Source organism: Methylobacterium sp. 275MFSha3.1 (assembly GCF_900108435.1).
Taxonomy (GTDB): domain Bacteria; phylum Pseudomonadota; class Alphaproteobacteria; order Rhizobiales; family Beijerinckiaceae; genus Methylobacterium.
Window position 1 is genome coordinate 1 of record NZ_FNWP01000011.1, and the last position, 18,199, is coordinate 18,199.

An 18,199-nucleotide genomic window follows, 5' to 3' on the forward strand; every position below is an offset into this window, starting at 1 on the left:
CCGAACATGACCGTGATGGCGGCCTCCGACGAGGCCGAGCTGGTGCACATGGTGGCGACCGCCCACGCGCACGACACGGGCCCGATCGCGCTGCGCTACCCGCGCGGCGAGGGTGTGGGCGTCGAGCTTCCGGAGCGGGGCGAGGCGCTGGCGATCGGCAAGGGCCGGGTGGTGCGGCGCGACGCGGAGGCGCGTGTGGCGCTGCTGTCGCTCGGCACGCGCCTGTCGGAGGCCCTGAAGGCGGCCGACACGCTGGCCGAGCAGGGCGTGGCGGTGACGGTGGCGGACGCGCGGTTCGCCAAGCCGCTGGACGAGGCGCTGATCCTGGATCTGGCGCGCGACCACGAGGTTCTGATCACGATCGAGGAGGGCTCGCGGGGCGGGTTCGGCGCGATGGTGCTGCACCTGCTGGCGGAGCGGGGCGCGCTGGACGCGGGCGGGGTGCGGGTGCGGACGATGACGCTGCCGGACGCCTACCAGGACCACGACAGCCCGGAGAAGATGTACGCCGAGGCGGGCCTCGACGCCACGGCCATCGTCAGGACCGCCCTCGACACACTGCCCGAGCGGAAGGACAGCCGGTCGCGCCTGCGGCTCGCCTGAGCGGGTGGGCCGGCCGCCGGAGCCCGCCCCCGAACCCCGACCGTCTTGCCGGCGCGCGCGATCCTCCGCATATCGCCGGCACGGGGTGAGGGCGCGCGGCGCCTTCCGACCCCCCGGTGAGCCTGTCGCACCGCGCCGACACGGGGACGAACGAGCGGATGACCTCCGAGAAACTGCGCCTGGGCGTCAACATCGATCACGTCGCGACCGTCCGCAACGCCCGCGGCGGCGACTATCCGGACCCGGTGCGGGCGGCCCTGCTCGCCGTCGAGGCGGGTGCCGACGGGATCACCGCGCATCTCCGCGAGGACCGGCGCCACATCCGCGACACCGACATCGCGGCGCTCAAGCGCGGCCTGTCCGTGCCGCTCAACTTCGAGATGGCCGCCACCGACGAGATGGTGGCGATCGCGCTCGACACCCGCCCGCACGCCGCCTGCCTCGTCCCGGAGAAGCGCGAGGAGCGCACCACCGAGGGCGGCCTCGACATCGTCGGCGGCCGCGCGCACCTCGCGCCGCGCATCCGCGCCCTCGCGGAGGCCGGCATCCGCGTCTCGCTCTTCGTCGAGCCCGAGCCCGCCGTCATGGACGCCGCCCGCGCCCTCGGGGCGCCCGTCGTCGAGCTGCACACCGGCAGCTACTGCGAGGCGGCGCTGGAGGACGACGACACCCGGACCGCGCACGAGCTCGCCCGCATCCGGCGCGCGGCGGAGCACGGGGCCGGCCTCGGCCTCGAGATCCACGCGGGCCACGGGCTCACCCTCGGCAGCGTCGGGCCGGTGGCGGCGCTGCCGCAGATCCGGGAGCTGAATATCGGCCATTCCCTGATCGCCGACGCGATCTTCGTGGGGCTCGACCGGGCGGTGCGCGACATGCGGGCCGCCATGGACCGGGCGCGGCACCCATGATCGTCGGGATCGGCTCGGATCTCTGCGACATCCGCCGGATCGCCCGGACCCTGGAGCGGCACGGCGAGCGCTTCACCCACCGGGTCTTCACCGACGGCGAGCGGGCCCGCTGCGACCGCCGGGCCGCCCGCGCCGAGGGCTACGCCCGCCGCTTCGCCGCCAAGGAGGCCTGCGCCAAAGCGCTCGGCACCGGCCTCAGCGCCGGCGTGTTCTGGCGCGACATGGAGGTGGTGAACCTGCCCTCCGGGCAGCCGACCCTGCGTCTCGCGGGCGGCGCGGCCGAGCGGCTCGCGGAACTCCTGCCGGCGGGGCACGCGGCGCGGCTCCACGTGAGCCTCACGGACGATCCGCCGATGGCGCAAGCCTTCGTGATCATCGAGGCCTTGCCGGTCCCTGTCGCCGGTTGAGGCCGCCGTCGCGGATTAGCCAGCGGCGGTCGCGCGTTGCGGGGGGCTCGCGCATGGTCTAGACCGCCGGACACGGCGGACACGATTGCGGCGCATTCCTCGGGACAACCGCACATCAGGCCGCGCGCGGCGGGGCCGCGCCCCGCGGATCGCGGGCGTCGCACCTCAATCGAAGACGGAACGCGCGCGTGGATTACGACGGCAAGCCGCTCAGGAAACCTGCCGACACCGGCACCTGGGCCAGCATCCGCGAGACGCTGAAGGTCGGCATCCAGGCGCTGCTGATCGCCCTCGTGGTGCGGACCCTGCTGTTCCAGCCGTTCAACATCCCGTCGGGCTCGCTGGTGCCGACCCTGCTGATCGGCGACTATCTGTTCGTGTCAAAATATTCTTACGGCTATTCCAAGTACTCGCTGCCGCTCTCGGAGTACATCCCGATTCAGGCCGACGGCCGGATCTGGGGCGCGGACCCGAAGCGCGGCGACATCGCGGTGTTCAAGCTGCCCAAGGACAACTCGACCGACTACATCAAGCGCGTGATCGGCCTGCCGGGCGACAAGATCCAGATGATCGACGGCGTGCTGAACATCAACGGCAAGGCGGTCAAGCGCGAGCGGATCGCCGACTACGAGACCACCGATCCCTACGGCCAGCCGACCAAGGTGCCCCAGTACCTGGAGACCCTGCCCAACGGCGTGGTCCACCGGGTGATCGAGCGCGACGGCGACAACGGCTTCTGGGACAAGACCGAGCTGTACACGGTCCCGCCCGGTCACTTTTTCATGATGGGCGACAACCGCGACAACTCCACCGATTCGCGCGATCTCGCCAATGTCGGCTACGTGCCGTTCGCCAACCTGGTCGGGCGCGCCGAGATGATCTTCTTCTCGATCGACGAGGGTACGCCGGCCTGGCAGGTCTGGAACTGGCCGGCCCACGTGCGCTGGTCGCGCCTGTTCACGACGATCCATTGACCGGCCCGGACTTGGACGACGCCGCGCAGCCCCGGGCCAACGCCCGATCCCGGCGGGCCCACAAGCCGCGCCCGCCGCTGACCGCGCTCGAGGAGCGGATCGGCCACAGCTTCGGCGATCAGGACCTGCTCACCCGCGCGCTGACCCACACCAGCAAGGCGAGCGGCCGGGGCGGCAGCTACCAGCGCCTGGAATTCCTCGGCGACCGCGTGCTCGGGCTCGCGGTCGCCGACCGCCTCTACGGCGCCTTCCCGGAGGCCGACGAGGGCGACCTCTCCCGGCGCCTGGCCGCCCTGGTCCGGCGCGAGACCTGCGCGGCCGTGGCCGCCTCCTGGGAGGTCGGCCCGCACCTGATCCTCGGCCAGGGCGAGGTCATGGGCGGCGGCCGGCGCAACCAGACGATCCTGGCCGACGTCTGCGAGGCGATCCTGGGTGCGATCTACCTCGATGCCGGGTTCGACGCCGCCCGGGCGGTGGTCGAGGCGCATTTCCATCCCGGCGAGCCGACCGCGGCGGCGCGGGGCCGCGACGCCAAATCCGCCCTGCAGGAATGGGCCATGGGTCGCAGCCTGCCGATCCCCACCTATGAGGTGGTGGAGCGCACCGGTCCCGACCACGCGCCCCGGTTCCGCATCGCCGTGCAGGTCGAGGGCCTGGAGCCCGGTCTCGGCGACGGCACGTCGAAGCGGATCGCCGAGCAGGCCGCCGCGCGGGCGCTGATGGAGCGGGAGGGAATCGGGGCCTCCGCGGACGCGGAACCGACGGAGACAGCATGAGCGCGCACGAGCAGGACGATCACGACGCGCAGGACGGACCCGGCATCGCGCCGGCCCGGGACCCCGCGCGCGACCCGTCCACCCTTCCCGGCACGCCCGCCGACGCCCGGGCCGGCTTCGTCGCGCTGATCGGCGTGCCGAATGCCGGCAAGTCGACCCTGCTCAACAACCTCGTCGGCACCAAGGTCTCGATCGTCTCCCGCAAGGTGCAGACGACCCGGGCCCTGGTGCGGGGCATCCTCATCGAGGGCTCGGCCCAGGTCGTGCTGGTCGACACCCCCGGCATCTTCGCGCCCAAGCGCCGCCTCGACCGCGCGATGGTCCACTCGGCCTGGAGCGGCGCCGCCGACGCCGACGCCGTCTGCCTGCTGGTCGACGCGCGCAAGGGTGTCGACGCGGAAGTCGAGGCGGTGCTCGGCCGGCTCGGCGAGGTGAAGCGCGAGAAACTGCTGATCCTCAACAAGATCGACCTGATCCCGCGCGAGCGGCTGCTCGATCTCGCCGCCAAGCTCAACGCCGCCGCGCCCTTCGCCGAGACCTTCATGATCTCGGCGCTCAACGGCGACGGCGTCGCCGACCTGCGCCGGGCGCTGGCCGCCCGCATGCCGGCGGGCCCGTGGCTGTATCCGGAGGATCAGGTCTCGGACGCGCCCCTGCGCATGCTCGCCGCCGAGATCACCCGGGAGAAGATCTACGACCGGCTGCACGAGGAGCTGCCCTACCGCTCCACGGTGGAGACCGACCAGTGGCAGATCCGGCCCGACGGCTCGGTGCGGATCGAGCAGACGATCTTCGTCGAGCGGGAGAGCCAGCGCTCGATCGTGCTCGGCAAGGGCGGCCAGACCATCCGGTCGATCGGGCAGGCGGCCCGGATCGAGATCGCCGAGGCGGCCGACGCCAAGGTCCACCTGTTCCTGCACGTGAAGGTGCGGGAGAACTGGGCCGACGACCCGGCCCGCTACCGCGAGATGGGCCTGGAATTTCCGCGGGGCTGACGCGCCGGGCCGCGCGGGAGGCTGGGCTTCGCGGCCGGTTCCGGTATAAACGCGGTGTTCCCCCGGATGAATCGAGTCGGGCGCGGGTTTACCCCGCTCCGCCGCGGATTCGCGTTCCGGTTTCGGCACTCCAAATCCCGAATCGTCTATGCGCCACGCCGTCTACGGCCTGCCGCCGGTGGACCTCGCCGAGGTCCCGGGCGACGCCGTCCAGCTCTCCCCGTTGATCCCCGGCGCCGCGCGGCTCGAGGATCTGTCCGAGAACAGCCTCGACTCGGCCACCGTGCTGGCGCCGCCCGGGACGGTCGAGCGGCGCTACGTGCTGGCCCAGGTGCTGCGCGCCCTCGGGCCGGGCGGCCGCATGGTTGCCCTGGCGCCCAAGGATCGCGGCGGCACACGCCTCGCCAAGGAGCTGACGACCTTCGGCTGCGCGGCCGCGGACCAGCCGCGCCGGCACCACAGGATCTGCACGGCGGAGCGGCCGACGGCGCCGGCCGGCCTCGCCGAGGCGATCGACGAGGGCGGCCCGCGCCACGTCGACAACCTCGCCCTCTGCACGCAGCCCGGCATCTTCTCGTGGGACCGGCTCGATCCGGGCACGGCGCTGCTGCTCGCGAACCTCCCGGCCCTCAAGGGCCGCGGCGCCGATTTCGGCTGCGGGCTCGGGATCCTCTCGCGGGCCGTCCTGGGCTCCGAGGCCGTGACCGCCCTGACCCTGCTGGAGATCGACCGGCGCGCCGTCGAGATGGCGCGCCGCAACGTCGCCGACCCGCGGGCGACGATCCTCTGGGCGGATATCCGGGCGTCCGGCGCCGTGCCGGATCACCTCGATTTCGTCGTCACGAACCCGCCGTTCCACGAGGGCGGGAGCGAGGATCAGGCGCTCGGCCGGGCGTTCATTGCGCGGGCCGCCGAGGCCCTGCGCCCCGGGGGCGCGCTGTGGCTCGTGGCCAACGCGCACCTGCCCTACGAGGCGAGCCTGCGCGAGGCGTTCCGGCACGTCGCGGTGGCCGTCCAGGCGAACGGCTACCGGGTCTACGAGGCCCGCCGGTGAGCGCGCCGCTTCCATGAGCGCGGCGAGATCCGTCCGCCTGGACAAGCTCCTCGCCAATCTCGGCTACGGCTCGCGCCGCGAGATCCAGGCGCTCGCCCGCGCCGGCGCGATCCGCCTCGACGGCGCGGAGTTCGCGGAGGCCGGCGACCGGATCGCCCTCGCGCCGGACCTGCCGGAGCGCCTCACGATCGACGGCGAGGCCCTGGACCCGCTCCCCGGCCTGTGCCTGATGCTGCACAAGCCGCTGGGCGTTACCTGCTCGCACAAGGAGGCGGGCCCGCTGGTCTACGGGCTGCTCCCCGAGCGCTGGCGCCGCCGCGACCCGCCGCTCTCCACGGTCGGGCGCCTCGACAAGGAGACCTCGGGCCTGCTGCTGCTGACCGACGACGGGGCGCTCCTGCACCGGATCATCAGCCCGAAGGCCCAGGTGGCGAAGCGCTACCGCGTGACCCTCGACCGGCCGCTGACCGGCCGCGAGGCGGAGGTGTTCGCCGCGGGGACGCTCGTGCTGGAGGGCGAGGAGCGCCCGCTCCTGCCGGTGCGGCTCGACGTCGAGGATGCCACGCGCTGCGCGGTGACGCTGACGGAGGGCCGCTACCACCAGGTCCGCCGGATGTTCGCCGCCGTCGGCAACCACGTCGCGGCGCTGCACCGGGACCGGGTCGGCGGTCTCGCTCTGCCGGCGGACCTGCCGGCGGGGGCGTACCGGGTGATGACGGCCGACGACGTGGCGGCGGTGTTCGCGGGCGGGTGATCCGGGCTGCGCGCCTGTCAGTGCGGCGCCCGGGCGAGGGCGACGACCGCGCCGATCACAGCGAGTGTCTGGAAGCCGATCAGGCCCGCCACCCAGCGCACGATTTCGGACCGCGTATCCGCGAGCTCGGCGCGCAGATCCGCCTTCGTGACGAGATCGCCCTGCAACGCTTCCGCCATGGCATCGGCCATGGCCCTCCGCCTGTTCCGGGGAGAGCTTGGCCTTCTCCCGGAGGGTCCGGGCGAATTTCAGGGTGTCGAATGCGACCGCCGCCATGGTCCGAACTCTCGCGAGGCGAGCCCGCGTGTTGCAAGCGGTCTGAACACAGGCTGTGATTGAGGGCTGGCCCGCGCCGCCCCGCCGCTTCTTGCCTTCGGACCCGCCCTCTGCTAAGCGCCCGCCCATCCCACACGCGGAGCCGGCCTCATGCCTGAATGAGGCGTTTCCGGTGGTCGTCCGAACTCTCGGCCGACCGCATCCCTCCGCGGCGGATATAACCGGAGAGCACAAAAGACATGGCCGTCGATTTCTCTATGCGTCAGCTCCTCGAAGCGGGCGCCCATTTCGGTCACCAGTCCCACCGCTGGAACCCGAAGATGCAGCCGTACATCTTCGGCACCCGCAACAACATCCACATCATCGACCTCGCCCAGACCGTGCCGGCGCTGCACCAGGCGCTGCAGGCGGTGAGTGACACCGTCGCCAAGGGCGGCCGCGTGCTGTTCGTCGGCACCAAGCGCCAGGCGGCCGACACGATCGCCGAGGCGGCCAAGCGCTCGGCCCAGTACTACGTCAACTCCCGCTGGCTGGGCGGCATGCTCACCAACTGGAAGACCATCTCGGGCTCGATCTCGCGCCTGCGCAAGGTCACCGAGACGCTGGAGACCGGCGGCCCGGGCCTGACCAAGAAGGAGCGCCTGATGCTCTCCCGTGAGAAGGAGAAGCTCGAGAAGGCGCTCGGCGGCATCAAGGACATGGGCGGCGTGCCGGACCTGCTGTTCGTGATCGACACCAACAAGGAGCAGCTGGCGATCAAGGAGGCGAACCGCCTCGGCATCCCGGTGGCCGCCATCGTCGACACCAACTGCAACCCGGACGGCATCAGCTACATCGTCCCGGCCAACGACGACGCCGGCCGCGCGATCGCGCTGTACTGCGACCTGATCGCCAAGGCCGCCATCGACGGCATCTCGCGCGCCCAGGGCTCGTCGGGCATGGATATCGGCGCCTCCGAGGAGCCGATGGCCGAGGAGCTGCCGGCGAACGACGACGCGGCCGTCACGGTCGAGTCCGATGCCCTCGACCCGGCCGACGTGGCGATGCTCGCCGAGTCGACCGAGCACTTCGAGCTGCTCGCTGCCCCGCGCGGCGCGCCGGACGACCTGACCAAGCTCAACGGCGCCGGCCCGCAGATCGTGCAGAAGCTCAACGACGCCGGCATCTACCACTACTGGCAGCTCGCCGCGATGACCCCCGAGGACGTCGCCAAGGTCGATGCCGACCTGAAGCTCAACGGCCGCATCGACCGCGACTCGTGGGTCTCGCAGGCCCGCGGCTTCGTCGAGGCCGCCGCCGCGGCCTGATCCAACGGGGCTTCGCGGCGGCACCGTCATCGGGCCGTCGCGGATCCAGGCATACCGGGCCCGGCCGCTCACCCGCGCGCCGGGCCTCTCGCATCCAGACCACACGAAAGGGACCGCCATGGCCAACATCACCGCCGCGATGGTGAAGGAGCTCCGGGAGAAGACCGGCGCCGGCATGATGGACTGCAAGGGCGCGCTCAACGAGACGCAGGGCGACATCGAGGCCGCCGTCGACTGGCTGCGCAAGAAGGGTCTCGCCAAGGCCGCCAAGAAGGCCGGCCGCGTCGCCGCCGAGGGCCTCGTCGCCGTCGAGTCCGCCGGCCGCCACGCCGCCGTGGTCGAGGTGAACTCCGAGACCGACTTCGTCGCCCGCAACGACGCCTTCCAGGCCTTCGCCCGCGAGGCCGCCAAGATCGCGCTCAACACCGACGGCACGCTCGAGGGCCTCCAGGCCGCTCATTTCCCGGGCGCCACCGAGACCGTCTCGGAGAAGCTGCAGGCCCTGATCGCCACCATCGGCGAGAACATGAACCTGCGCCGGGTCACCAAGCTCGAGGTCAAGAAAGGCGTCATCGCCTCCTACGTGCACAACCAGATCTCCGAGGGCCTCGGCAAGATCGGCGTGCTCGTGGCGCTCGAGTCCGAGGGCGACGTCGACGCGCTCTCGGCGCTGGGTCGCCAGATCGCCATGCACATCGCGGCGACCAACCCGGTGGCACTGGACGCCTCGGGCGTCGACGCCGCCACGGTGGAGCGCGAGTCGAACATCCTGCGCGAGAAGAACGCCGGCAAGCCGGACCACGTGATGGCCAAGATCGTCGAGAGCGGCCTGAAGAGCTACTACAAGGAGGTCACCCTCCTGGAGCAGCCCTTCGTGCACGACGGCTCCAAGACGGTGAGCCAGGTCCTCAAGGAGGCCGGCTCCAAGGTCGGCGGCCCCGTGACCCTGACGGGCTTCGTCCGCTACGCGCTGGGCGACGGCATCGAGAAGGAAGAGGGCCCGGACTTCGCCACCGAGGTCGCCCAGCAGGCCGGCCGCGCCTGACACCGACCGCGAACGCCCGGCTTGCCGGGCCGTCGTGAGATCAGCCCCGTCCGGCACGCGCCGGGCGGGGCTTCCCGTTTTCGAGGTCACCGGATCAATCCACGCCGGGTCGTGTTGCGCCGCACACCCCGCTATGCGGCGCCGCGCTAAGTTCCGGGCATGCCTCTGAAGCCTTTCTCCTACCTCATGATCGGCGTGTTCGCCTCCGGCCTCGCCATGACCGTCTTCGGCGCCGTCGGCATCCTCGCCGGCAGCTGAGAACGAGCGCCTGCGCTCCGGACCCGGACCGCGGCGGCGGCGCAGACGTCCTCCCCGGGCGCACGTCTCTCGCACGTCGCTCGCGCGTCGGTAGCATTTCGGCCCACGATCCCCGCCGGATCCGGGCCGGGCCCCTCGACGGCGCTCGGGCGGCTGACGTAGAAGCCTCCCCGCTCACGCGATGCGGGATGGAGCCGGGGGCCCAGATGCCGGAGACGACGCCGTTTCGCCGTATCCTCGTGAAGCTGTCGGGGGAGGCGCTCGCCGCTCCCGACGGCTACTGGTTGCATCCGCCGACGCTGGCGGCGCTCGCCGAGGACATCGCCCGCACGATCGAGTCGGGCGCCGAGATCGCCATCGTGGTGGGCGGCGGCAACATGATCCGCGGCGCGCGGATCTCCGCGGCCGGCTGGATCGACCGGGCGACCGGGGATTCGCTCGGCATGATGGCCACGGTGATGAACTCGCTGGCGATCGAGACGGCGCTCAACGCCGCGGGCGTGCAGGCGCGGACCATGTCGGCGGTGTCGATGCCGACCATCTGCGAGACCTACGCCCGCCAGCCGGCCCTGCACCACCTGGACAAGGGCCAGGTCGTCGTCCTCGCCGGCGGCACCGGCAACCCGTTCTTCACCACCGACACCGCCGCGGTGCTGCGCGCCGCCGAGCTGCGCTGCGACGCGGTCCTCAAGGCGACGCAGGTGGACGGCGTCTACTCGGCGGATCCGAAGAAGGATCCGAGCGCCACGCGCTACGACCGCATCACCCACGACGAGGCGATCGCCCGCGACCTGAAGGTGATGGACACCGCCGCCTTCGCGCTGGCCCGGGAGAGCCGCCTGTCGATCGTGGTCGGCTCGCTCCACCCGCCGAGCTCGATCGCCGCGATCCTGTCAGGCGACGCGCCCTCGACCCTCGTGGCGCCCTGACGCGCGGCACGACCGGGCCGCGACCGTTTGCGGCCCTGAAAAAATTCGTCCATTGAGGCCGCGACTGCCCGCGCCGGGCTCAAGACCACGTCAGACGTCTCGGGACGACCCTCATGGCCACACCGGAATTCGATCTCAACGACATCAAGCGCCGCATGCAGGGCGCTGTGTCCTCGCTCTCGAAGGATCTCGGCTCGCTGCGCACCGGGCGCGCCACGCCGTCGCTCCTCGACCCGATCCAGGTCGACGCCTACGGCTCGATGATGCCGATGGCCCAGGTCGCCACCGTCAGCGTGCCGGAGCCGCGGCTCCTGTCGATCTCGGTCTGGGACCGCAGCATGGTCACGGCCGTCGAGAAGGCGATCCGCGAATCCGATCTCGGCCTCAACCCGCAGACCGAGGGGCAGACCATCCGGCTCCGCATCCCCGAGATGAACGAGCAGCGCCGCAAGGAGATGGTCAAGGTCGCCCACAAGTACACCGAGGAGGCCCGCGTCGCCGTGCGCCACGTGCGCCGGGACGGCCTCGACCATCTCAAGAAGCTCCTGAAGGACAGCGCCATCTCGGAGGATGACGAGAAGCGTCAGGCCACCGACGTGCAGAAGGCGACCGACCAGTACATCGCCGAGATCGACGGCGTGCTGGCGTCCAAGGAGAAGGAGATCATGCAGGTCTGAGGCGAAGGGCAGGACGCGCGTGACCTCCGCCGCCGCACCGGCCGCGCGTCCCTCGGGACGGCGCGAGCTGTGGCTGCGCGTCGCCTCGGGCCTCGTGCTCGGCACCGGCGTGCTGGCCGCTCTGGTCTATGGCGGCTGGCCCTTCGCGGGGATCTGGCTCGCCGCCGGCATCGTCGGCTTCGCCGAGTGGATGGTGATGAGCCGCACCGAGCCCCGCGAGGTGCTGATCGCGCTGGGCGCGGCGACGCTCGGCGCCCTGCTGCTCTGCCAGCGCGGCGGTGCCCCGACGCCGGCCTGCCTCGCGGTCCTGCTGCTCGGCGCCGCGGCCTGCGCCACGGTGGCGCGGACCGGACGGGGCCGGCTCCGTGCCTTCCTCGGCGTGCTCGGCGCGGCGGCGATCGCGGCGGTGCCGGTGGCCCTGCGCGACGACCCCGCCATCGGCCTCGTCGGGCCGGCCTGGATGTTCGCGGTGGTCTGGTCCACCGACATCGCGGCCTACTTCGCCGGCCGGAAGATCGGCGGCCCCAAGCTGATGCCCCGGGTCTCGCCCAACAAGACGTGGTCGGGCGCCCTCGGCGGCCTCGTCGGCGCGGTCGCCGCCGGGACGCTGGTCCCGGTGGTCGCCGACCTCGCCGGGATGACCCTGCCCAGCGCCGCCTCTCTCCCGGTCGTGGCGGGCGTGAGCGCGCTCGCCTCGGTGCTGAGTCAGGCCGGCGACCTGATCGAATCCGGCCTGAAGCGCCATTACGGCGTCAAGGATTCGGGCAAGATCATCCCCGGCCATGGCGGCGTCATGGACCGGCTCGACGGATTCTTCGCGGTCGCCGTGCTGGCGGCCGTCTATCTCGCCCTGCGCGGCGGCGGTCTGATCACGTGACGATGAGGGAGTTGAACCCGTGACCCAGGTCGTCACCGTCTTCGGCGCCACCGGCTCGATCGGCCGCTCCACCGCCGACCTCCTGGCGCAGCACGCCGACCGGTTCCGCGTCGGCGCCCTGGTCGGCGGCAAGGATCCCGTCGCCCTGGCCAAGGTCGCCCGCGAGCTCAACGCCTCCTTCGCGGCGCTCGCCGACGAGGCCGCCGGCCCGGCACTGGCCGAGGCCCTGTCGGGCTCCGGCATCCCGAGCGGGGCTGGGGAGGCGGCCGTCATGGAGGCCGCCGCCCGCGACGCCGACATCGTCGTCGCCGCCGTGAGCGGGGCGGCCGGGCTGAAATCGACCCACGCCGCCCTCCGGCTCGGCCGCAAGGTCGCGCTCGCCAACAAGGAGAGCCTGGTCTGCGCCGGCGACGCCTTCATGCGCGACGCCGCCCGCTACGGCGCCACGATCCTGCCGATGGATTCCGAGCACGACGCGCTGAGCCAGGCGCTGGCCGGCCGGCCGCTCGCCGACGTCCGCACCATGATGATCACGGCCTCGGGCGGCCCGTTCCGGACCTGGACCCGCGAGCGGATCGCCGCCGCCTCCGCGGCCGAGGCCGCCGCCCATCCGACCTGGTCGATGGGCATGAAGATCAACATCGATTCGGCGAGCCTGATGAACAAGGGGCTCGAGCTGATCGAGGCGCACCACCTGTTCGGCATCGAGCCCGAGCGCCTCGACGTGGTCGTGCACCCGCAATCGGTGATCCACGGCATGGTCTACTGGCTCGACGGGGCGGTGACCGCCGAGCTGGCGCTGCCCGACATGCGCGTGCCGATCTCGCACTGCCTCGGCCTCGGCGACCGGCTGACGATCGAGCGGGGCCGGCCCCTCGACCTCGTGAAGCTCGGCTCGCTGACCTTCGAGGCCGCGGACGAGGCGCGTTTCCCGTGCCTGCGGATCGCCCGCGCGGCCCTGGCCGCCGGCGGCGCGGCGCCCACCGTGATGAACGCCGCCAACGAGATCGCGGTGGCGGCCTTCATCGCCGGCCGGATCGGCTTCTACGGGATCAGCGATCTGGTCGAGCGCGCCTGCACCCACTTCGCCGGCCAGTACCGGGCCGCGCCCGCCGACGTCGACGAGGCGCTCGCCATCGACGCCCACGTGCGGATCTGGAGCGCCGAGGCCCTGCCGGAGCTGCGCGCCGCCGGCTGAGCCGTCATTGCGAGCGCAGCGAAGCAACCCAGGGCGGCGCAACATTCTGCGAGCGTGGCGTCGCTGGACTGCTTCGCTGCGCTCGCAACGACGTTTCCCGCCTGAGCCGCGCCTCAGCGCGCGGGGCCGTACCCGGCCAGGAACACCCGCACCGCCTCGTCGACCTGATGGCGCATCTCGGCCTCGCCGGCGATGCCGCCCGCCGCGAACAGCAGGCGGGTCAGCAGACCCGCCTGGCAGAGATGCAGGAAGTGCCGGGCCGCGAGCTCGGTGTCGGCGATCGTCAGGCGTCCCGCCTGGACCTGCGCGTCGAGGTAGCGCGAGAGGCGCTCGACGCCGCAGGCCGGACCGGCCTGGTAGTAGACCTGCCCGAAGCGCGGAAACTTCTCGCTCGCGCCGATGACCATGCGGACCAGCGAGACGTGCGCCGGCCGGCACATCTCGGTCAGGAAGCTGCTTCCGAGCCGGGTCAGGACGCCCGGCACGTCGGGATCGTCCGCGTCCAGGGTGAACAGGGCCTCGGCGAGGCTGGCCTTCTCCTGGATGGTCAGCGCCTCGAACAGGTCCTCCTTGTTCTCGAAGTAGACGTAGAGCGTGCCCTTCGAGACCCCGGCCGCCCGCGCGATCTCGCCCATGCTGGCGCCGTCGAACCCCGCCGCCAGGAACACCGTCCGCGCGCCCTCGAGGATCTGCTGCCGCTTGTCGCCCTCGTGCTGGGCCTGACCCCGCTCCAACGCCGCACCCTGAGCCATGATCCCGCTCCGCACCGTGACACCGTCACGCTTGACCGAACCGTTCGGTCAAAATAACCTGCGGCTTCTTCGGGGGCGCGTCAAGCCGTGCCTCGTTATTGACCGAACGGTTCGGTCATTGATGTCGAGGCGCTGATATGTCCCTTCGCGAGGACGCCGATCGGCCGAATTCCGGTCTCGATGCCGCTATTGAGGCCCGAATCGAGGCCGGAGACGAGGCGCGCGCCGAGCGCACGGCGCCGGCCGCGCCGGCTCCCGCCGCGACGTCCCTGCCGACGCCCGTGCCTGTCGAGGCGCCGCCCGCCCGCAAGCGCTCCGTGAAGCGGCTCGTCCTGCTCGGACTGCTGACGGCCGCCCTGGGCGGCGGCGCGTATCAGGGATGGCAGTGGTGGACCGTCGGGCGGTTCTTCGTCTCGACCGACGACGCCTACGTCCAGGCCGACATCTCGGTCCTGGCGGCCAAGATCCCGGGCTATCTCCAGTCGGTGCCGGTCGTGAACGGCCTCGCCGTGAAGAAGGGCGACGTCATCGCCAAGCTCGACGACGGCGACTACCGCCTCGCGCTGCAGGCGGCGCAGGACAAGCTCGCCACCCAGGAGAGCACGATCGCGCGGATCGGCCGGCAGGCCGAGGCGGCGCAGGCCCAGGTCGCCCAGGCCGCCGCGCAGCTCGACGCGACCCGCGCCGACGCCGTCCGCGCCCAGGCCGACTTCGCCCGGTCGACGCAGATGCAGGCGGATTACGTCGCCAAGTCGCGCATCGACCAGACCCGCGCCGACCGCGACCGCACCGAGGCCTCCGTGAAGGCCATGGAGGCCGGCCTCCTCGCGGCCCGCGCCAACGTGGACGTGCTTCAGGCGCAGAAGCTCGAGGCGGAGAGCCTCGCGGCGGAACTCCGCACCGCCGTCGACCGGGCCCGGCGCGACCTCGACTTCACGGCGATCCGCGCGCCCTTCGACGGGGTGGTCGGCAACAAGGCCGTCGAGGCCGGCGCCTATGTCGGGCCCGGCACGCGGATCGCCGCGCTGGTCCCGCTCCAGAGCGTCCGGATCGACGCGAACTTCAAGGAGACCCAGGTCGAGCGCATGCGTCCCGGCCAGCCGGTGACCGTGACGGTCGACGCCTATCCGGACCGCGAGATCCACGCCGTGGTGGAATCGTTCTCGCCGGCCTCCGGCTCGGTGTTCAGCCTGCTGCCGCCCGACAACGCCACCGGCAACTTCACCAAGATCGTCCAGCGCCTGCCCGTGCGGGTGCGCGTGCCCGAGGAGGTCGCCCGCGAGGGCCTGCTGCGGCCGGGCCTGTCGGCGGTGGTCCGGGTCGATACCCGCACCGGCGCGGACCGCTCCGTCCTCGACCGCGCCTCCGCGCCGCGGCCGGTCAGCACCGCGAGCCGCTGAGACCGGCGATGGCCGCCAGTGCCGCCCTCGCGCCCGGCGCGCCGATCCGCGCCGCCGAGCCGCCCCTCGACCGCCGCCGCATGGTGGCGTTCGTCTGCATGGTCTTCGGCATGTTCATGGCGATCCTGGACATCCAGATCGTCTCGGCCTCCCTGAACGAGATCCAGGCCGGCCTCTCGGCCTCCGGCGACGAGATCCCCTGGGTCCAGACCAGCTACCTGATCGCCGAGGTCATCTCGATCCCGCTCTCCGGCACCCTGTCGCGGGTGCTCTCGACGCGCTGGATGTTCGCCATCTCGGCGGGCGGCTTCACCCTGATGAGCCTGATGTGCGCCACCTCCTCGTCGATCGGCGAGATGATCGTCTGGCGGGCGCTCCAGGGCTTCATCGGCGGCGGCATGATCCCGACCGTCTTCGCCGCGGCCTTCACGATCTTCCCGCCCTCGAAGCGGACCATCGTCTCGCCGATGATCGGCCTCGTGGCGACGCTGGCGCCGACGATCGGGCCGACGGTGGGCGGCTACCTGACCGACCTGATGTCCTGGCACTGGCTGTTCCTGATCAACGTCGTGCCGGGCATCTTCGTGACGGTCTCGACCTGGATCCTGGTCGATTTCGACGAGCCCAATTACGGCCTGATCCGGTCGTTCGACTGGGCCGGACTCGCCTTCATGGCCGGCTTCCTCGGCTGCCTCGAATACGTGCTGGAGGAGGGGCCCAACCACGACTGGCTGCAGGACGAGGCGGTCTTCGCCTGCGCAATCGTCTGCGGGACGTCGGCGCTGCTGTTCTTCTGGCGGGTCTTCACGGCGAAGCAGCCGATCGTCGATCTCAGGGCCTTCTCGGACCGGAACTTCGCCAGCGGCTGCGTGGCGAGCTTCGTGCTGGGCATCGGCCTCTACGGGCTGACCTACATCTATCCGGTCTACCTCGCCCGGGTGCGCGGCTACTCGGCGCTGATGATCGGCGAGACGATGTTCGTCTCCGGCCTGTGCATGTTCGCCACCGCGCCGATCGCCGGCCGGCTCTCGGGCAAGGTCGATCCCCGGATCATGATGGGGATCGGCTTCGTCGGCTTCGCCTGCGGCACGTGGATCGTCACGGGCCTCACCAAGGACTGGGACTTCTACGAGCTGCTCGTGCCGCAGATCCTGCGCGGCTGCTCGCTGATGCTCTGCATGATCCCGATCAACAACATCGCGCTGGGCACGCTGCCGCCGGCGCGGATGAAGAACGCGTCGGGGCTGTTCAACCTGACCCGCAACCTCGGCGGTGCGGTCGGGCTCGCGCTGATCAACACGATCCTCAACGACCGCTGGGACCTGCACCTCGCCCGGCTGCACGAGCGCTTCACCTGGGCGAACACGGCCGCGTTGGAGCGGCTCGACGCGATGCAGCGCGGCTTCGACGCCTACGGCAGCGCCGCCTCCGACATGGCGCTGAAGGCGATGACCAACACGGTGCGGATCCAGGGCCTCGTCATGGCCTTCGAGGACGTGTTCCTGTCCCTCACCGTCCTGTTCCTCGCGATGGCCTGCGCGGTCCCCATGATCCGGCGGCCGAAGGCCGGCGCGGGCGGGGGCGGCGGCCACTGACGGGCGGTCCCCGACGGGCGGGACCGCCCCCGCGCGATCGTCCGGTGCGGAATCGGACGGCGCGTGCGACCTTCCGCGGCCGGGCCGCAGGATTGCGTTGGCGGTCGGCACCGCCGATCTGCTAGACAGGGCGGATGGCCGGCCCGAGAAGCCGGCGCCGAGACGGCCAGGATACGGCTTATGGACTTCCTCAACGCGATGGGCGGAACCGCCGGCGGTTTCTTCGGCGCCGTGATCCCGTTCCTGTTCGTGCTCACCGTCGTGGTGTTCGTGCACGAGATGGGCCACTTCCTGGTCGGGCGCTGGTGCGGGGTCGGCGTGCACGCCTTCTCGCTCGGCTTCGGCCCCGAGCTGTTCGGGTTCAACGACCGGCGCGGCACCCGCTGGAAGGTCTGCGCGATCCCGCTCGGCGGCTACGTGAAGTTCCACGGCGACGTGAACGGCGCCAGCATGCCCGATCCCGAGGCCGTCGCCCGGATGAGCCCGCACGAGCGGGCGATCAGCTTCCCGACCCAGCCCGTGTCCAAGCGCGCCGCGATCGTCGCCGCGGGCCCGGTGGCCAACTTCATCCTGGCGATCCTGCTCTTCGCGGGCGCCATCTGGCTCGGCGGCCGCTACGAGCTGCCCGCCCGGGTCTCGTCGGTGGAGCCGAACAGCGTCGCCGCCCAGGCCGGCTTCCAGCCCGGCGACGTGATCACCGCGATCGACGGCGAGAAGATCGGCGACTTCAACGCCATGTACCGCACGGTGACGGGCAGCGCCGGCACGCCGCTGACCTTCACGGTCGAGCGCAACGACCAGCCGATCACGATCCAGGCGACACCCGCGACCTTCGAGGAGAAGACGCCGTTCGGCCGCCACCGGATCGGCCGGCTCGGTATCCGCTCGCCCGCGGGCTCCGAGGCGCGACTGGTGCAGTACGGGGCGCTCGACTCGCTCAATCTCGGCGTGAAGGAGACCTACTTCGTCGTCGAGCGCACCTTCTCGTATCTCGGCAAGCTCGTGACGGGCCGGGAATCCGCCGACCAGCTCTCGGGTCCGATCGGCATCGCCCGCGTCTCCGGCGAGGTCGCCAAGACCGGCGGCGTCGGCGGCCTGGTCGGGCTGATCGCCCTGCTCTCCGTCTCGATCGGCCTGCTCAACCTGTTCCCGGTGCCGCTGCTCGATGGCGGCCACCTGCTGTTCTACGCCTTCGAGGTGGTGCGCGGCCGCCCGCTGAGCGAGCGGGCCCAGGAGATCGGCTTCCGCATCGGCCTCGCCCTCGTGCTGATGCTGATGCTGTTCGCCGCCTGGAACGACATCCTCAACCTCGGCGCCTCCTGGCGGAACACCTGATCCGGGGCCGGCGGGGATCCGAGGATCGCCGCCGGACCGCCGCCGGATCTCCACCGGAAACGCTGCCCCAATCCCGCCG

18 protein-coding genes and 1 pseudogene are annotated in these 18,199 nt (G+C 71.7%); 17 read left to right on the forward strand and 2 right to left on the reverse strand.

Annotated elements, in window-relative coordinates; translation table 11 throughout:
• The 8 genes from BLW78_RS14560 to BLW78_RS14595 all read left to right on the forward strand — a co-directional run.
• The coding region (locus BLW78_RS14560) for a transketolase C-terminal domain-containing protein (RefSeq protein WP_280142465.1) at positions 1–603 on the forward strand (603 nt) is incomplete at its 5' end.
• A 158-nt stretch (positions 604–761) separates the two neighbouring features.
• The gene (locus BLW78_RS14565) at positions 762–1,511 is read left to right on the forward strand and encodes a pyridoxine 5'-phosphate synthase (protein WP_091680639.1); all 750 of its coding nucleotides are present in this window, start codon (positions 762–764) and stop codon (positions 1,509–1,511) included.
• The gene (gene acpS, locus BLW78_RS14570; protein WP_020092967.1) at positions 1,508–1,918 is read left to right on the forward strand and encodes a holo-ACP synthase; all 411 of its coding nucleotides are present in this window, start codon (positions 1,508–1,510) and stop codon (positions 1,916–1,918) included. Before BLW78_RS14565 ends, acpS begins: the two co-directional genes overlap by 4 nt.
• Positions 1,919–2,106: 188 nt before the next feature.
• A complete protein-coding gene (gene lepB, locus BLW78_RS14575) occupies positions 2,107–2,892 on the forward strand; it encodes a signal peptidase I (protein WP_020092968.1) in 786 nt (261 codons plus the stop codon).
• A gap of 11 nt (positions 2,893–2,903) precedes the next feature.
• Positions 2,904–3,668 (forward strand): ribonuclease III, encoded by a 765-nt coding sequence (gene rnc / locus BLW78_RS14580; RefSeq protein ID WP_020092969.1) that lies wholly within the window; start codon positions 2,904–2,906, stop codon positions 3,666–3,668.
• The gene (gene era / locus BLW78_RS14585) at positions 3,665–4,663 is read left to right on the forward strand and encodes a GTPase Era (protein WP_020092970.1); all 999 of its coding nucleotides are present in this window, start codon (positions 3,665–3,667) and stop codon (positions 4,661–4,663) included. The genes rnc and era overlap by 4 nt, the downstream gene beginning before the upstream one ends.
• Positions 4,664–4,811: 148 nt before the next feature.
• The gene (locus tag BLW78_RS14590) at positions 4,812–5,717 is read left to right on the forward strand and encodes a class I SAM-dependent methyltransferase (RefSeq protein ID WP_091680439.1); all 906 of its coding nucleotides are present in this window, start codon (positions 4,812–4,814) and stop codon (positions 5,715–5,717) included.
• Positions 5,718–5,730: 13 nt separating this feature from the next.
• The gene (locus BLW78_RS14595) at positions 5,731–6,471 is read left to right on the forward strand and encodes a pseudouridine synthase (protein WP_091680441.1); all 741 of its coding nucleotides are present in this window, start codon (positions 5,731–5,733) and stop codon (positions 6,469–6,471) included.
• 17 nt (positions 6,472–6,488) lie between these two features.
• On the opposite strand, the pseudogene BLW78_RS14600 reads toward BLW78_RS14595, so the two are convergent.
• A pseudogene (locus tag BLW78_RS14600) lies at positions 6,489–6,747 on the reverse strand (hypothetical protein).
• Between the two features lie 239 nt (positions 6,748–6,986).
• Here BLW78_RS14600 and BLW78_RS14605 point away from each other — a divergent pair.
• The 6 genes from BLW78_RS14605 (at position 6,987) to dxr (ending at position 13,038) form a co-directional block, all read left to right on the forward strand.
• Complete coding sequence (locus BLW78_RS14605) at positions 6,987–8,054, forward strand: 30S ribosomal protein S2 (protein ID WP_020092974.1); 1,068 nt, start codon at positions 6,987–6,989, stop codon at positions 8,052–8,054.
• 118 nt (positions 8,055–8,172) lie between these two features.
• A complete protein-coding gene (tsf, locus tag BLW78_RS14610) occupies positions 8,173–9,099 on the forward strand; it encodes a translation elongation factor Ts (RefSeq protein WP_042676079.1) in 927 nt (308 codons plus the stop codon).
• Between the two features lie 464 nt (positions 9,100–9,563).
• The gene (pyrH, locus tag BLW78_RS14615; protein WP_026604897.1) at positions 9,564–10,286 is read left to right on the forward strand and encodes a UMP kinase; all 723 of its coding nucleotides are present in this window, start codon (positions 9,564–9,566) and stop codon (positions 10,284–10,286) included.
• 113 nt (positions 10,287–10,399) lie between these two features.
• Entirely contained in the window at positions 10,400–10,963 is a 564-nt protein-coding gene (gene frr / locus BLW78_RS14620) for a ribosome recycling factor (RefSeq protein ID WP_020092978.1), read from the forward strand.
• A 19-nt stretch (positions 10,964–10,982) separates the two neighbouring features.
• A complete protein-coding gene (locus tag BLW78_RS14625; RefSeq protein ID WP_091680442.1) occupies positions 10,983–11,840 on the forward strand; it encodes a phosphatidate cytidylyltransferase in 858 nt (285 codons plus the stop codon).
• A 19-nt stretch (positions 11,841–11,859) separates the two neighbouring features.
• Complete coding sequence (dxr, locus tag BLW78_RS14630) at positions 11,860–13,038, forward strand: 1-deoxy-D-xylulose-5-phosphate reductoisomerase (RefSeq protein ID WP_091680444.1); 1,179 nt, start codon at positions 11,860–11,862, stop codon at positions 13,036–13,038.
• A gap of 113 nt (positions 13,039–13,151) precedes the next feature.
• Here the strand turns inward: dxr and BLW78_RS14635 are convergent, their stop codons facing one another.
• Positions 13,152–13,790, reverse strand: coding sequence for a TetR/AcrR family transcriptional regulator (locus tag BLW78_RS14635; protein WP_026604898.1), 639 nt, complete (start codon positions 13,788–13,790; stop codon positions 13,152–13,154).
• Positions 13,791–13,927: 137 nt separating this feature from the next.
• Here BLW78_RS14635 and BLW78_RS14640 point away from each other — a divergent pair, with 137 nt between their 5' ends.
• From BLW78_RS14640 to BLW78_RS14650, 3 genes are all read left to right on the forward strand, one after another.
• Positions 13,928–15,190 (forward strand): HlyD family secretion protein, encoded by a 1,263-nt coding sequence (locus tag BLW78_RS14640; protein ID WP_091680446.1) that lies wholly within the window; start codon positions 13,928–13,930, stop codon positions 15,188–15,190.
• 8 nt (positions 15,191–15,198) lie between these two features.
• Positions 15,199–16,785, forward strand: coding sequence for a DHA2 family efflux MFS transporter permease subunit (locus BLW78_RS14645; protein WP_091680447.1), 1,587 nt, complete (start codon positions 15,199–15,201; stop codon positions 16,783–16,785).
• A 180-nt stretch (positions 16,786–16,965) separates the two neighbouring features.
• Positions 16,966–18,120, forward strand: coding sequence for a M50 family metallopeptidase (locus tag BLW78_RS14650; protein WP_020092984.1), 1,155 nt, complete (start codon positions 16,966–16,968; stop codon positions 18,118–18,120).
• Positions 18,121–18,199 lie beyond the last annotated feature (79 nt).